General features: G+C 64.8%; 12 protein-coding genes. 11 read left to right on the forward strand and 1 reads right to left on the reverse strand.

The window, feature by feature from the left end; genetic code table 11:
* Positions 1 to 528: pyridoxal-phosphate dependent enzyme (locus U5A57_RS21330; protein WP_321913663.1), on the reverse strand; the 528-nt coding region annotated here is incomplete at its 3' end.
* A gap of 577 nt (positions 529 to 1,105) precedes the next feature.
* Here U5A57_RS21330 and U5A57_RS21335 point away from each other — a divergent pair.
* The 11 genes from U5A57_RS21335 to aspS all read left to right on the forward strand — a co-directional run bounded on the left by U5A57_RS21335 (position 1,106) and on the right by aspS (position 14,262).
* A complete protein-coding gene (locus tag U5A57_RS21335; protein ID WP_321913664.1) occupies positions 1,106 to 5,152 on the forward strand; it encodes an FAD/FMN-binding oxidoreductase in 4,047 nt (1,348 codons plus the stop codon).
* A 41-nt stretch (positions 5,153 to 5,193) separates the two neighbouring features.
* On the forward strand, positions 5,194 to 5,619 hold the full coding sequence (locus U5A57_RS21340; RefSeq protein WP_321913665.1) for an HIT family protein: 426 nt from the start codon (positions 5,194 to 5,196) through the stop codon (positions 5,617 to 5,619).
* A gap of 51 nt (positions 5,620 to 5,670) precedes the next feature.
* Positions 5,671 to 6,084 carry a DUF971 domain-containing protein gene (locus tag U5A57_RS21345; RefSeq protein ID WP_321913666.1) on the forward strand — a complete coding sequence of 138 codons (414 nt, stop codon included), beginning with the start codon at positions 5,671 to 5,673 and terminating at the stop codon, positions 6,082 to 6,084.
* 90 nt (positions 6,085 to 6,174) lie between these two features.
* Complete coding sequence (gene ubiE / locus U5A57_RS21350; protein ID WP_158758634.1) at positions 6,175 to 6,906, forward strand: bifunctional demethylmenaquinone methyltransferase/2-methoxy-6-polyprenyl-1,4-benzoquinol methylase UbiE; 732 nt, start codon at positions 6,175 to 6,177, stop codon at positions 6,904 to 6,906.
* A gap of 36 nt (positions 6,907 to 6,942) precedes the next feature.
* Positions 6,943 to 7,968 carry a Tim44 domain-containing protein gene (locus U5A57_RS21355; RefSeq protein ID WP_321913667.1) on the forward strand — a complete coding sequence of 342 codons (1,026 nt, stop codon included), beginning with the start codon at positions 6,943 to 6,945 and terminating at the stop codon, positions 7,966 to 7,968.
* 184 nt (positions 7,969 to 8,152) lie between these two features.
* Positions 8,153 to 8,788, forward strand: coding sequence for an SCP2 domain-containing protein (locus U5A57_RS21360; RefSeq protein WP_321913823.1), 636 nt, complete (start codon positions 8,153 to 8,155; stop codon positions 8,786 to 8,788).
* An 18-nt stretch (positions 8,789 to 8,806) separates the two neighbouring features.
* Positions 8,807 to 10,384 (forward strand): ubiquinone biosynthesis regulatory protein kinase UbiB, encoded by a 1,578-nt coding sequence (ubiB, locus tag U5A57_RS21365; protein WP_321913668.1) that lies wholly within the window; start codon positions 8,807 to 8,809, stop codon positions 10,382 to 10,384.
* Positions 10,385 to 10,411: 27 nt separating this feature from the next.
* Complete coding sequence (locus U5A57_RS21370; RefSeq protein WP_321913669.1) at positions 10,412 to 11,062, forward strand: methyltransferase domain-containing protein; 651 nt, start codon at positions 10,412 to 10,414, stop codon at positions 11,060 to 11,062.
* 219 nt (positions 11,063 to 11,281) lie between these two features.
* The gene (locus U5A57_RS21375) at positions 11,282 to 11,653 is read left to right on the forward strand and encodes an FmdB family zinc ribbon protein (protein ID WP_321913670.1); all 372 of its coding nucleotides are present in this window, start codon (positions 11,282 to 11,284) and stop codon (positions 11,651 to 11,653) included.
* Positions 11,654 to 11,750: 97 nt separating this feature from the next.
* Entirely contained in the window at positions 11,751 to 12,392 is a 642-nt protein-coding gene (locus U5A57_RS21380; RefSeq protein ID WP_110384393.1) for a DUF502 domain-containing protein, read from the forward strand.
* Positions 12,393 to 12,456: 64 nt separating this feature from the next.
* Positions 12,457 to 14,262, forward strand: coding sequence for an aspartate--tRNA ligase (gene aspS, locus U5A57_RS21385; protein ID WP_321913671.1), 1,806 nt, complete (start codon positions 12,457 to 12,459; stop codon positions 14,260 to 14,262).
* The last annotated feature ends 104 nt before the right edge of the window (positions 14,263 to 14,366 follow it).

Here is a 14,366-nt window from a genome sequence, read left to right on the forward strand (position 1 = left end):
ATGAATCGGGGCCTGATGCTGGCTCAGCACTTCCATCGCCACGGTGCCCTGGCCGGCGATCACGTAGGGATCGTCGAACGGATGCACGAAGGTCAGGCCGCGCTCTTCCTGCAGGCGCACGGCGTGGGCATAGGCGTCGCTGTACGACTCGCCGGCCTGCACGACCTCGACGGTCGCGCCGCCGTGGGCGCGCACGGCATCGACCTTCACCTGCGGCGTGGTCACCGGCACGCAGATCACGGCCTTCACACCCAGTTTCGCCGCCGAGAGCGCCACGCCCTGCGCGTGATTGCCCGCCGAGGCGGTAATCACGCCGCGCTCCAGCTGCGCGGGCGAGAGGTGCGCCATCTTGTTGTAGGCGCCGCGCAGCTTGAAGGAGAACACCGGCTGGTTGTCCTCGCGCTTGAGGAACACGGCGTTACGCAGGCGCGCCGAGAGATTCGGTGCGCGCTCGAGTTCGGTCTCGCGGGCGACGTCGTAGACGCGGGCGGTGAGGATTTTCTTCAGGTAATCGTCGTGGGAGACCATGCGAGGACGCGCCGGGCGCGGGTTTAGGGCGGGAAAGCGTAAATGATAGCGCCAACGGCTCCCGCTCTGGAGGCGGGGGCGTACCAGCGCGGGCATACCGGCGCGGGCTGGCGGCTGTCACTCGACGCGCCGGCGCGATTCGCCGACCGGCCGGAAGGCAAATCATCGTCAAAGCGCGTGCAATCCAGCGTGAACCACCCGTCAACGCAAGTGAATGTTATGTGTTCACCAAGTTCCCACGCGGCGTCAGCGCGGGCGCGGATCATGCGGTAAAATCTGTTTTCGAAACAAGGATCGGATGATGCACTGGCAACTTCGGACAGCCCATTTGATGCCCGCACGGCGCGTAACCCGCCCGGCGGCGCAGCGGCATGCCCGCCACGCACGATCGTGTCGCTAAATCCGAGCGCCGGGGAACCATCGGCGTGAGCGTTGCCGCCATGTGCCTCCCCACCCCTTTCGTCCGCAGCCAGCCACAGGCGGACACGATTTCAGAATAGCGCCCCACGCGCCCCGTCAGCATCCGTCGCAGCGGCCGCGAGCCGTGCGCGGGGCTGGCCCAAAGAGTCGTCCAACCATGAACGCACCTCAAGTTTTCGATCCTCACGGCGCCGCCACCGCCGTGGCCGCCGACATCGAACCGCGCCTGCGCGAGATTCCCTATAACTACACGTCCTTTTCGGACCGCGAAATCGTCATCCGCCTGCTCGGCGAAGACGCATGGAACGCGCTCGCCGAACTGCGCGCGGAGCGCCGCACCGGCCGCTCGGCGCGCATGCTCTACGAGGTGCTGGGCGATATCTGGGTCGTGCGCCGCAACCCGTATCTGCAGGACGACCTGCTCGACAACCCGAAGCGCCGCGCGCTGCTGATCGAGGCGCTGAACCACCGCCTCGCCGAAATCGAAAAGCGCCGCCGCGCCGATTTGCAGGAGCATGCGGACAAGGAAGGGGTGGAGCGCGCCGCGCGCGTGGAAAAGCTGGTCAGCGCCACGCGCCGCGCCATCGACGCCTTCGCGGGCGAGTTCGAGAAGATGGCCGACTTGCGCCGCCGCGCCGTCAAGGTGCTCGGCAAGCGCACGCAGAAGGACAACATCCGCTTCGACGGCCTCTCGCGCGTCTCGCACGTGACCGACGCGACCGACTGGCGCGTGGAATACCCATTCGTCGTCCTGACGCCCGATACCGAAGCCGAGATCGCCGGGCTCATCAAGGCCTGCTTCGAACTCGGCCTCACGGTGATTCCGCGCGGAGGCGGCACGGGCTACACGGGCGGCGCGGTGCCGCTCACGCCGTTCTCGGCCGTCATCAACACCGAAAAGCTCGAGCAGCTCGGGCCCGTCGAGATGACCGACCTGCCAGGCGTGGACCGCAAGGTCGCGACCATTTTCTCGGGCGCGGGCGTGGTCACGCGCCGTGTGACGGAGGCCGCCGACGCCGCGGGCTTCGTGTTTGCCGTGGACCCGACCTCGCTCGATGCGTCGTGCATCGGCGGCAACGTCGCGATGAACGCGGGCGGCAAGAAGGCCGTGCTGTGGGGCACGGCGCTCGACAATCTCGCCTGGTGGCGCATGGTCGACCCGGAAGGCAACTGGCTCGAAGTCACGCGTCTTGACCACAACATGGGCAAGATCCACGACATTCCCGTGGCGCGCTTCGAGCTGAAGTGGTTCGACGGCGAATACGCGCCGGGCGAAAAGCTCTTGCGCACCGAGTCGCTCGATATCGAAGGCAAGCGCTTCCGCAAGGAAGGCCTCGGCAAGGACGTCACCGATAAATTCCTGGCCGGCCTGCCGGGCGTGCAGAAGGAAGGCTGCGACGGGCTCATCACGTCCGCGCGCTGGGTGCTGCACAAGATGCCGGCGCATACGCGCACGGTGTGCCTGGAGTTCTTTGGCCAGGCGCGCGAGGCGATTCCGAGCATCGTCGAGATCAAGGACTACCTGTTCGAAACGTCGAAGCAGGGCGGTGCGATTCTCGCGGGCCTCGAGCACCTCGACGAGCGCTATCTGCGCGCCGTGGGCTACGCGACCAAGAGCAAGCGCAACGCGTTTCCGAAGATGGTGCTGATCGGCGATATCGTCGGCGACGACGCCGATGCCGTGGCCGCCGCGACCTCGGAAGTCATCCGCATGGCCAACGGCAAGAGCGGCGAAGGCTTCGTCGCGGTGTCCGCCGAGGCGCGCAAGCGCTTCTGGCTCGACCGCAGCCGCACGGCCGCGATCGCCAAGCACACCAACGCGTTCAAGATCAACGAAGACGTCGTGATTCCGCTCAACCGCATGGGCGAGTACACGGACGGCATCGAGCGCATCAACATCGAGCTGTCGATCAAGAACAAGCTGCAGCTGGTCGACGCGCTCGAAGCGTTCTTCAAGGCAGGCAAGCTGCCGCTCGGCAAGACGGACGACGCAAACGAGATTCCCTCCGCGGAACTGCTCGAAGACCGCGTGCAGCAGGCGCTCGACTTGCTCAAGCGCGTGCGCGAGCGCTGGACCTTCGTGGGCGAGAAGCTCGACCTGTCGCTGCGCGAGGCGCAGCACTACCTCGTGCAACTGGGCTATGAGGCGCTCGCGGAAAAGTTCGCCGACCGCGTGGATGCGCAGCCGGACGCCAACGTCTTCCACGTGACCCAGGACCGCACGGTGCGCATCTCGTGGAAGCAGGAGATCCGCGCGGAACTGCGCAAGATCTTCAACGGCGGCGAATTCAAGCCGATCCTCGACGAGACTCAGGCGATCCACAAGAAGGTCCTGCGCGGCCGCGTGTTCGTGGCGCTGCACATGCACGCCGGCGACGGCAACGTGCACACGAACCTGCCGGTCAACTCGGACAACTACGAGATGCTGCAGGACGCGCACCACGCGGTGGCGCGCATCATGAAGCTCGCGCGTTCGCTCGACGGCGTGATTTCGGGCGAGCACGGCATCGGCATCACGAAGCTCGAATTCCTGACCGATGACGAGATCGCCGAGTTCCGCGCCTACAAGCAGCGCGTCGACCCGCAAGGCCGCTTCAACGCGGGCAAGCTGCTCGAAGGCGCCGACCTGCGCAACGCCTACACGCCGTCGTTCGGCCTGATGGGCTATGAGTCGCTCATCATGAAGCAGTCCGACATTGGCGCGATTGCCGATTCGGTGAAGGACTGTCTGCGCTGCGGCAAATGCAAGCCGGTGTGCGCGACCCACGTGCCGCGCGCGAACCTGCTCTACAGCCCGCGCAACAAGATTCTCGCGACCTCCTTGCTGGTCGAGGCGTTCCTGTACGAAGAGCAGACGCGCCGTGGCGTGTCGATCAAGCACTGGGACGAGTTCAACGACGTGGCCGACCACTGTACGGTCTGCCACAAGTGCGTGACGCCGTGCCCGGTCAAGATCGACTTCGGCGACGTGACGATGAACATGCGCAACCTGCTGCGCAAGATGGGCAAGAAGAAGTTCAACGCGGGCAACGCGGCGGGCATGTTCTTCCTGAACGCCACGAACCCGCAGACCATCAATCTCGCGCGCACTGCGATGATGGGCGTGGGCTACAAGGCGCAGCGCCTCGGCAACGACGTGCTGAAGAAGTTCGTGAAGAAGCAGACGGCACATCCGCCCGCATCCACGGGCAAGCCGGCCGTGGTCGAGCAGGTGATCCACTTCGTCAACAAGAAGATGCCGGGCAACCTGCCGAAGAAGACGGCGCGCGCGCTGCTCGACATCGAAGACAACAAGATCGTGCCGATCATCCGCAACCCGAAGACGACGAGCGTCGATTCGGAAGCGGTGTTCTACTTCCCCGGCTGCGGCTCGGAGCGCCTGTTCTCGCAAGTGGGGCTCGCCACGCAAGCCATGCTCTGGGAAGCGGGCGTGCAGACGGTGCTGCCGCCGGGCTACCTGTGCTGCGGTTATCCGCAGCGCGGCTCGGGCCAGTACGACAAGGCCGAGAAGATCGTCACCGACAACCGCGTGCTGTTCCACCGCGTGGCGAATACGCTCAACTACCTCGACATCAAGACGGTGGTGGTGTCGTGCGGCACGTGCTACGACCAGCTGGCCGGTTATGAATTCGACAAGATTTTCCCGGGATGCCGCATCATCGACATCCACGAATTCCTGCTGGAGAAGGGCATCAAGCTCGATGGCGTGTCGGGTACGCGCTACATGTACCACGACCCGTGCCACACGCCGATCAAGACGATCGACCCGGTCAAGCTCGTCAATGAACTGATGGGTTCCGAAAAGGACGGCTACAAGATCGAGAAGAACGATCGCTGCTGCGGCGAATCGGGCACGCTGGCCGTCACGCGCCCGGACATTTCGACTCAGGTGCGTTTCCGCAAGGAAGAGGAAATCCGCAAGGGCGCGGCGAAGCTGCGCGGCATTCCGATCGTGGGCAACGGCGCGAACGGAGTGCAGCCGGCAACGCCGCAGGAAGCGGGCGGGCAGGGTACGACGCAGGACGTCAAGATTCTGACGAGCTGCCCGTCGTGCCTCCAGGGTCTGTCGCGGTACAACGAAGACGCCAACATCGAAGCCGACTACATCGTGGTGGAAATCGCCCGGCACATACTTGGCGAAAACTGGATGGCGGACTACGTTCAGAACGCGAACAATGGCGGAATCGAGCGCGTGCTGGTCTAATGGCAGCGCTCAATTTTCCGTGAACCGGTTCGGGGACGACGATGACATGCGTATTCTGCAGTGAGGAAGGCGGCGATGTGCTGTGGCAGGACGAGCGCATGCGCGTCGTGCTCGCGACTGCCGAGGCCGACTATCCCGGCTTTTGCCGGGTCATCTGGAATGCGCACGTCGCCGAATTCTCGGACCTGGGCGTGGCCGACCGGGAACATCTGATGCGCGCGGTGTACGCCGTCGAGCGTGCGCTGCGCCGCATCATGCAGCCTTCGAAGGTGAATCTGGCGAGCCTCGGCAACCAGGTGCCGCACGTGCACTGGCACGTGATTCCGCGCTTCACGAACGACGCCCATTTCCCCATGTCCGTCTGGTCGCCGCGCCAGCGCACGGTGTCCGAGGCGATGCTGGGCCAGCGCCGCGCACAGGCCACGCTGCTGCGCGACGCGGTGCGCCAGGAAATGGAGCAGGCTTAAGGCCAGACCAGGCCCGGGCCGGGCGGTGGGCGTCCAACAGCAGGAACGATTATGAGTGGACTGAAATCCGATACGCCGGTGCCAACCGGCGTCGTGGTGCACGCGCTCTCGCGCGTGCTGGAACTCCAGTACGCGAACGGCGAGAGCTACCGCGTGCCTTTCGAGCTGATGCGCGTGTTTTCGCCCTCGGCGGAAGTGCGCGGACATGGCCCCGGCCAGGAAACGCTGCAAACAGGCAAGCGCGAGGTGACGATCACGGCGCTCGAAGGGGTCGGCAACTATGCGCTGCAGCCTACGTTTTCCGACGGCCACAACACCGGCATCTATTCGTGGGACCAGCTCTACGAGCTTGCCACGCGCCAGGACGAACTCTGGGCGGAATATTTCGCCAAACTGAAGGCGGCGGGCGTCGAACGTGACGCACCCATGGCGGCGCCCCCTGCCGCGCATGGCCACTGCCACTGACGCTTCCTGTTACGATCCTGCCCCGCCGCTTCTCTGACAGACGCGGCGCAGCACCTCAATAGAACACCCTTCCGCGAAAGGACGAGCGCGATGAGCAAAACCCACTTCGGCTATCAGACAGTCGACGAACAGGACAAGGCGAAGAAGGTGGCCGGCGTGTTTCACTCGGTCGCCTCGAACTACGACCTGATGAACGACCTGATGTCGGGCGGGCTGCACCGCGCGTGGAAGGCGTTCACGATCGCTCAGGCGAACATCCGGCCGGGCGCAAAGGTGCTCGACATTGCGGGCGGCACCGGCGACCTCTCCATGGCGTTCGCGAAGAAAGCCGGCCCGACGGGCGAGGTCTGGCACACCGACATCAACGAGTCGATGCTGCGCGTGGGCCGCGACCGCCTGATCGACAACGGCGTGATCACGCCGGCGCTTTTGTGCGACGCCGAGAAAATTCCCTTTCCGGACAACTACTTCGACGTGGTGACCGTGGCTTTCGGGCTGCGCAACATGACGCACAAGGACGCCGCGCTGGCCGAGATGCGCCGCGTGCTCAAGCCGGGCGGCCGCGTGCTCGTGCTCGAGTTCTCGAAGGTCTGGGAGCCGCTCAAGAAGGCGTACGACGTGTATTCGTTCAAGGTGCTGCCGTGGCTTGGCCGCCGCTTTGCCCAGGACGCGGACAGCTACCAGTACCTCGCGGAATCGATCCGCATGCACCCCGATCAGGAAACACTCAAGACGATGATGGAACAAGTCGGCCTCGACGCCGTCAAATATTACAATTTGTCAGCTGGCGTGGTAGCCTTACACGTCGGCACAAAGTATTAGTGTTTCCAAATCACTGTCTTTAAAGGAATTTCCGTTATGTCTGAGCCCAGAATCGATGCTTCCAAAAAGCTTTCATCATCGTGGGCCAGACGAATCGGTGTTCTGGCCCTCGCCGGCGTGATGATTGCCGGCAGTCTCGCGTCGTTCGACGCCGAGGCTCGCCGCATGGGTGGCGGCCGCAGTTTCGGCAAGCAGTCGTCGGTGGCCTCGCAGCGCAGCACCACGCCGCCGCCCGCCCAGCCCAGCCCCACGAGCCCCACTAATTCCGCGCAGCAGGCCGGGGCCCAGCGCGCACCCGCCACGCCGGCTCCCACGCCCGCGGCCGCGCCGGCGCGCAACCGCTGGCTTGGGCCTATTGCGGGTCTCGCGGCCGGTCTCGGCATCGCCGCGCTGCTTTCGCACTTCGGTCTTGGCGAGGCGTTCGCGGGCATGATGGCCAACATGATCGTGATCGCGATCATCGCCTTTATCGCCGTCTGGCTGATCCGCAAGTTCATGAGCCGACGCCGTGCCGCGGAGCCCGCGTACCAGACCGGTGGCGGGTACGGTTCGTCGGCCAGCCTGAACCAGTCGGGCGGGTATCAGCCGCAGGAGCCGCGCTACAGCGCGCCGCCCACAGGGCAGTACCTCGCGTCTGAGGCCAATCCGGTCAGCACCCCGCACGCCGATACGGCGCCCACCGTCCCGGCTGGCTTCGATACCGAAGCCTTCGTGCGCAACGCGAAGGTTTACTTCGTGCGTCTGCAGGCCGCTTGGGACGCTGGCAACATGGACGACATCCGCGAATTCACGACGCCGGAGATGTTTGCCGAGATCCGCGTCGATCTCGCGGGCCGCGGCGCGCAGCCGAACCAGACCGACGTCGTGCAACTCAACGCGGACTTGCTCGGCGTGGATGAGCGCGACAACGAATACCTTGCGAGCGTGCGTTTCTCCGGCCTGATTCGCGAAACCATGGGGGTGCCCGCCGTGCCGTTTGCGGAGGTGTGGAATCTCTCGAAGTCGCGCACGTCGGGTGAAGGCTGGCTGCTCGCGGGTATCCAGCAGGTCGAAACTCACTGAGTTTGCAAGGACGTAGTGCGCTTCGTGTGCGCTTCGTGATTTGATAAAGATCACGCAGCGCTGCGCCAGCCAGCCGTTGTGCCTCGTTGGCGAGGGCAGGGTGGCGGCGCGATCCGACGGCTCGAACGTTACAATGGGAACCCGCCCGGGCTTGTGCCCGTGCGGGTTTTCTTATTCCATGCCGATGACTCTTGCCGCCAAGCCCTTCGCTGCTGCCGTCAATCACCTGCTCGCCCGTGAAACGTGGGCACGCGAGCGCCTCGCCCCGTATGCGGGCAAGACGGCGCGCCTCACCTGCCCGCCTGTCGTGCTCACGCTGCTCGTGCAGCCGGACGGCTATCTGGGCGCGGTCGAGGATCACGATGCCGGCGATGTCGACGTGACGCTTTCGCTGCCCGCGGGTGCGCTCTCGTCGTTCGTGCAGGGCGGCCAGGCGGCCGTCATGAAGCACGTCAAGATCGAGGGCGATGCCGAGTTCGCGCAGGTCATCGGCAAGCTCGCCGAGCATCTGCGCTGGGAGCCCGAAGAGGACCTCGCGAAGCTGATTGGCGACGCGCCGGCTTCACGCATCGCTACGCTCGCGCGCGCCGCGGGTGAGCAGGCACTGCGCACCGGCCGCAACGTGCTTGGCTCGGTCACGGAATATCTGCTCGACGAAAATCCGCAGCTCGTGCGGCGCGCCGAGCTCGACGGCTTCAACGAAGACCTGTCGCGCGCTCGCGATGCGCTGGCGCGCGTGGAAAAGCGCATCGAGCGAATCGAACAAAAATCACAGGCCGGCGGCGGGAGCGAGAGCGCTGCCCCGCACGGCTCGCGCTAGTCAACAGGCCCCCCAGACATGCGTTTTCTGCGTTTTCTCAAGATTTTCTTCACCGTCATCCGCTTCGGCCTGGACGAGATGATGTTGAGCCGGATTAACGACCGGCGCGTGGCGCTGCTCCTGCGCATTACCACGATCGGCCGTCGTTTCGACGATCCGCCCGGCTTGCGCCTGCGTCTCGCACTCGAAAGCCTCGGCCCGATCTTCGTGAAATTCGGCCAGGTGCTGTCCACGCGCCGCGACCTGCTGCCGCCCGATATCGCCAACGAGCTTGCAAAGCTGCAGGACCAGGTGCCCCCGTTCGATTCGAACGTGGCGATCGGCCTGATCGAGAAGTCGCTGGGTGCGCCCGTCGATGCGATTTTCGACGAGTTCGAACGCGTGCCGGTGGCGAGCGCGTCGATCGCGCAGGTGCACTTCGCCAAGGTGAAGTCCGGCCAGCACGCGGGCAAGCCGGTGGCGGTGAAGGTGCTGCGCCCGAACATGCGTCCGGTGATCGATTCGGACCTCGCGCTCCTGCGCGACATCGCCGTGTGGGCCGAGCGCCTGTGGGCCGACGGCAAGCGCCTGAAGCCGCGCGAAGTGGTGGCCGAATTCGACAAGTACCTGCACGACGAGCTCGACCTCATGCGCGAGGCCGCCAACGGCAGCCAGTTGCGCCGCAATTTCGCGGGCCTCGACTTGCTGCTCGTGCCGGAAATGTACTGGGAATTCAGCACGGCCAATGTGCTCGTGATGGAGCGCATGGTCGGCGTGCCGATCAGCCAGGTGGACAAGTTGCGCGCAGCCGGCGTGGACATTCCGAAGCTCGCGCGCGAGGGCGTGGAGATCTTCTTCACGCAGGTGTTCCGCGACGGCTTCTTTCACGCCGACATGCACCCCGGCAACATCCAGGTGAGCCTCGATCCCACGCATTTCGGCCGCTATATCGCGCTAGACTTCGGCATCGTCGGCGCGCTGTCGGACTTCGACAAGAACTACCTCGCGCAGAACTTTCTCGCCTTCTTCAAGCGCGACTATCACCGCGTGGCGACGCTGCATATCGAGTCGGGGTGGGTGCCGCCCAATACGCGCGTGGAAGAGCTGGAAAGCGCGATTCGCGCCGTGTGCGAACCGTATTTCGATCGGGCGTTGAAGGACATTTCGCTTGGCCAGGTGCTGCTGCGTCTGTTCCAGACCTCGCGGCGTTTCAACGTGGAAATCCAGCCGCAGCTCGTGCTGCTGCAAAAGACCATGCTCAACGTCGAAGGCCTTGGGCGTTCGCTCGATCCCGAACTCGATCTCTGGAAAACGGCGAAGCCTTATCTCGAGCGCTGGATGACCGAGCAGATCGGCTTGCGCGGCTGGTACGAGCGCTTCAAGATCGAGGCGCCGCAATGGAGCAAGACGCTGCCGCAATTGCCGCGTCTTGTGCACCAGGTGCTGCTGCACCGCCAGGAGCCGCACGGTTTCGCCAGCGACGAGACCATCCGCGCGATGCTCGCCGAGCAACGCCGCACGAACCGCCTGCTGCAGGGCCTGCTCGTGTTCGGCGTGGCCGTGGGCGTGGGCATGGTGGCGGCGCGCGTGTGGCTCGCGTTCGCGTACGGCGGCTGACGCACCACGAGAACCAGGAGTGAGACGATGAACGACCCGACCCTGCCGCCGCAACCGGACGACGTGCCCGAATTCGAAACCCGCGACCCGGCGTCGCCCTCGTTCTGGGACGAGCGCTTCGAGCGCGGTTTCACGCCGTGGGACCAGGCGGGCGTGCAACGCCAGTTCGAAGCCTTCGCCACCGCGCATCCTGATGCCGCGGTGCTGATTCCGGGCTGCGGCAACGCCTGGGAGGCGCGCTGGCTCGCCGAGCGCGGCCGCACGGTGCGCGCCATCGACTTCGCGCCCGCTGCGGTCGCGAGCGCGCGCGCGGCGCTGGGGCAGTACGCAGGCGTCGTCGAGGAGGCGGACTTCTATGCCTACACGCCGCCGTTCACGCCAGCCTGGGTGTTCGAGCGCGCTTTCCTGTGTGCGCTGCCCAAGGCGCTGCGCGCGAGCTACGCCGTGCGCATGGCCCAGCTGTTGCAGCCCGGCGCGCTGCTGGCGGGCTACTTTTTCATCGGCGAGACGCCCAAGGGGCCGCCGTTCGCCATCGCGCGCGACGAACTCGACGCCTTGCTCACGCCGTACTTCACGCTCGCCGACGATCAGGCAGTGGCCGACTCGCTGCCCGTGTTCGCCGGGCGCGAGCGCTGGCTCGTGTGGCGCCGCAACGACGCCGCGCCGTCGCACGTTTGAGCGGTGTCAGGCGGGCGCGCGACGTGCTCGCCGCCTTGCATTGCCGCGTGCGCTCTTGATGTGCGCGCAAGCTGCCCTCATGTGAACTGAGGCGGCTGCAATCCTTTCGACCCTCCCCGCTGGACACCCAACCCCGGTAAATGCCAGGGGCGGTCTTGGTTTGCGGCTATAATTCAAGGCTTTGCAAGCAATTATCAGATTTTCATCAGGATAGAGATCATGCCGATCTACGCTTATCGCTGCGAGTCGTGCGGCTTCGACAAGGACGTGCTCCAAAAGATGAGCGATGCGCCCCTGACGCAGTGCCCGAGCTGCGGCGCGGACACATTTCGCAAGCAGGTCACCGCGGCGGGCTTCCAGCTGAAGGGTTCGGGCTGGTACGTCACCGATTTCCGCGGCGGTAACGGCGCCAAGAGCGCTGCGGCGACCGGCGCGAAGGAAAACGCGTCGTCGGAAGGCAGCAAGCCGGCCGGCGAGGGCGCCGCAAGTGGTTCCAGCGAAGCGAGCGCAGCCGCGCCCGCTGCGAGCACACAAGCGAGCACCCCGGCGAGCACCCCGGCGAGCACGCCCAGCCCGGCAGCCTCGACCTGAAAACCTGCGGCGCGATTCCTGCATTCCCGGGAATACGCGCCGCGCCGAAGCCGCGCTGGCAGCCCATTAGCCGTGCGCGGCGCGTTTGGCGGTGTACATGACGATCAAGAAAGCGACGTTCAAATCGGTATTCCTGACCGGCCTGCTGGTGCTGGTGCCGTTGGCCATCACGCTGTGGGTGCTGAACCTCGTCATCGGCACGATGGATCAGACGCTGCTGCTGCTGCCCGAATCGTGGCGGCCGGAGCGCGTGTTCGGCGTGCGCCTGCCGGGTCTCGGCGCGGTGCTCACGCTCGCGTTCATCTTCGGAGTCGGTCTGCTCACGCACAACTTCATCGGCCAGAAGCTGGTGGAGTGGTGGAACGCGCTAGTGCGCCGCATTCCGATCATCGGACCGCTGTACGGCAGCATCCAGCAGGTTTCCGATACACTGCTTTCGAGCAACGGCAACGCATTTCGCAAGGCGCTCCTGATCGAGTACCCGCGCAAGGGTTCGTGGACGATCGCGTTTCTCACCGGCATTCCCGGCGGCGACGTGGTCAACCACCTGCAGGAAGATCATGTGAGCGTGTATGTCCCGACTACGCCGAATCCCACGTCGGGCTTCTTCCTGATGGTGCCAAAGAGCGAGGTGGTCGAGCTGGACATGACCGTCGACGCCGCGCTCAAGTATATTGTTTCGATGGGCGTGGTCGCGCCGGCAACCTCTCCACGCCGCCCCATCGATCCTCCGCTTTAAATACCGGACGACGCGCTTGCACGCGCCGCTCCCGTTCATTCATGCATAACGAAAGACGAACATCATGTCGATGAGATCTGAATACTGCGGTCTGGTGACCGAACAGCTGCTGGGCCAAACTGTTTCGCTGTGCGGATGGGTGCAGCGCCGCCGCGACCATGGCGGCGTCATCTTCATCGACCTGCGCGACCGCGAGGGCCTCGTTCAGGTCGTCTGCGACCCGGACCGCGCGGAAATGTTCAAGGCCGCCGAAGGCGTGCGCAACGAGTTCTGCGTCCAGATCAAGGGTCTCGTTCGCAATCGTCCGGAAGGCACGGTCAACGCCAACCTCACGAGCGGCAAGATCGAAGTGCTGTGCCATGAACTCGTGGTGCTCAACGCGTCGGTCACGCCGCCGTTCCAGCTCGACGACGACAACCTCTCGGAAACCACGCGCCTCACGCATCGCGTGCTCGACCTGCGCCGTCCGCAAATGCAGCACAACCTGCGTCTGCGCTATCGCGTGACGATGGCCGTGCGCAAGTATCTCGACGCGCTCGGCTTCATCGACATCGAAACGCCGATGCTCACGAAGAGCACGCCGGAAGGCGCACGCGACTACCTCGTGCCGTCGCGCGTGAACGCTGGCCAGTTCTTCGCGCTGCCGCAGTCGCCGCAGCTCTTCAAGCAGCTCCTGATGGTGGCGAACTTCGATCGCTACTACCAGATCGTCAAGTGCTTCCGCGACGAAGACCTGCGCGCTGACCGTCAGCCCGAATTCACGCAGATCGACTGCGAAACGTCGTTCCTCGGCGAGCAGGAAATCCGCGACCTGTTCGAAGACATGGCGCGTCACGTGTTCAAGGAAACGATTGGCGTCGAGCTCGACGCGAAGTTCCCGGTCATGCCGTACTCGGAAGCCATGCGCCGCTTCGGTTCGGACAAGCCGGACCTGCGCGTGAAACTCGAGTTCACCGATCTGACTGACGCCGTGAAGGACGTGGACTTCAAGGTGTTCAGCACGCCGGCCAACAGCAAGGACGGCCGCGTTGCGGCGCTGCGCGTGCCGAAGGGCGGCGAACTCTCGCGCGGCGACATCGACGGCTACACGGAATTCGTACGCATCTACGGCGCGAAGGGCCTCGCCTGGATCAAGGTCAACGAAGTCGCGAAGGGCCGTGACGGTCTGCAAAGCCCGATCGTCAAGAACCTGCACGACGCGTCGATCGCTGCGATCCTCGAGCGCACCGGTGCGCAAGACGGCGACATCATCTTCTTCGCGGCAGATCGCGCGAAGGTGGTGAACGACAGCCTGGGCGCGCTGCGCCTGAAGATCGGCCATTCGGAGTTCGGCAAGACCAACGGCCTGGTCGAGAAGGGCTGGAAGCCGCTGTGGGTGATCGACTTCCCGATGTTCGAGTACGACGAGGAAGAAAACCGCTACGTGGCCGCGCACCACCCGTTCACGAGCCCGAAGGACGAGCACCTGGAATACCTCGAAACGGATCCGGGCCGCTGCCTCGCGAAGGCTTACGACATGGTGCTGAACGGCTGGGAAATCGGCGGCGGCTCGGTGCGTATCTATCAGGAAGACGTGCAGAGCAAGGTGTTCCGCGCGCTCAAGATCAATGCGGAAGAAGCCCGTGCGAAGTTCGGCTTCCTGCTCGACGCGCTCCAGTACGGCGCGCCGCCGCACGGCGGTATCGCATTCGGTCTGGACCGCATCGTCACGATGATGGCCGGCGCCGACTCGATCCGCGACGTGATCGCGTTCCCGAAGACGCAGCGTGCGCAGGATCTGCTCACGCAGGCGCCGAGCCCGGTGGACGAGCGCCAGCTGCGCGAACTGCACATCCGTCTGCGTCAGCCCGAGCAGAAGGCAGCGCAGTAAGCGCTTGATCCCTGCTGCGAAGGCCCTTGGGGCTTTTGCATCGCAACAACAAAAAAGGCGCATCGTGCGCCTTTTTTGCTTTTTGCGTTAAATTACCTTTAGAC

This window comes from Paraburkholderia sp. J11-2 (assembly GCF_905220185.1).
In the GTDB taxonomy this organism is placed as follows: Bacteria; Pseudomonadota; Gammaproteobacteria; order Burkholderiales; family Burkholderiaceae; genus Paraburkholderia.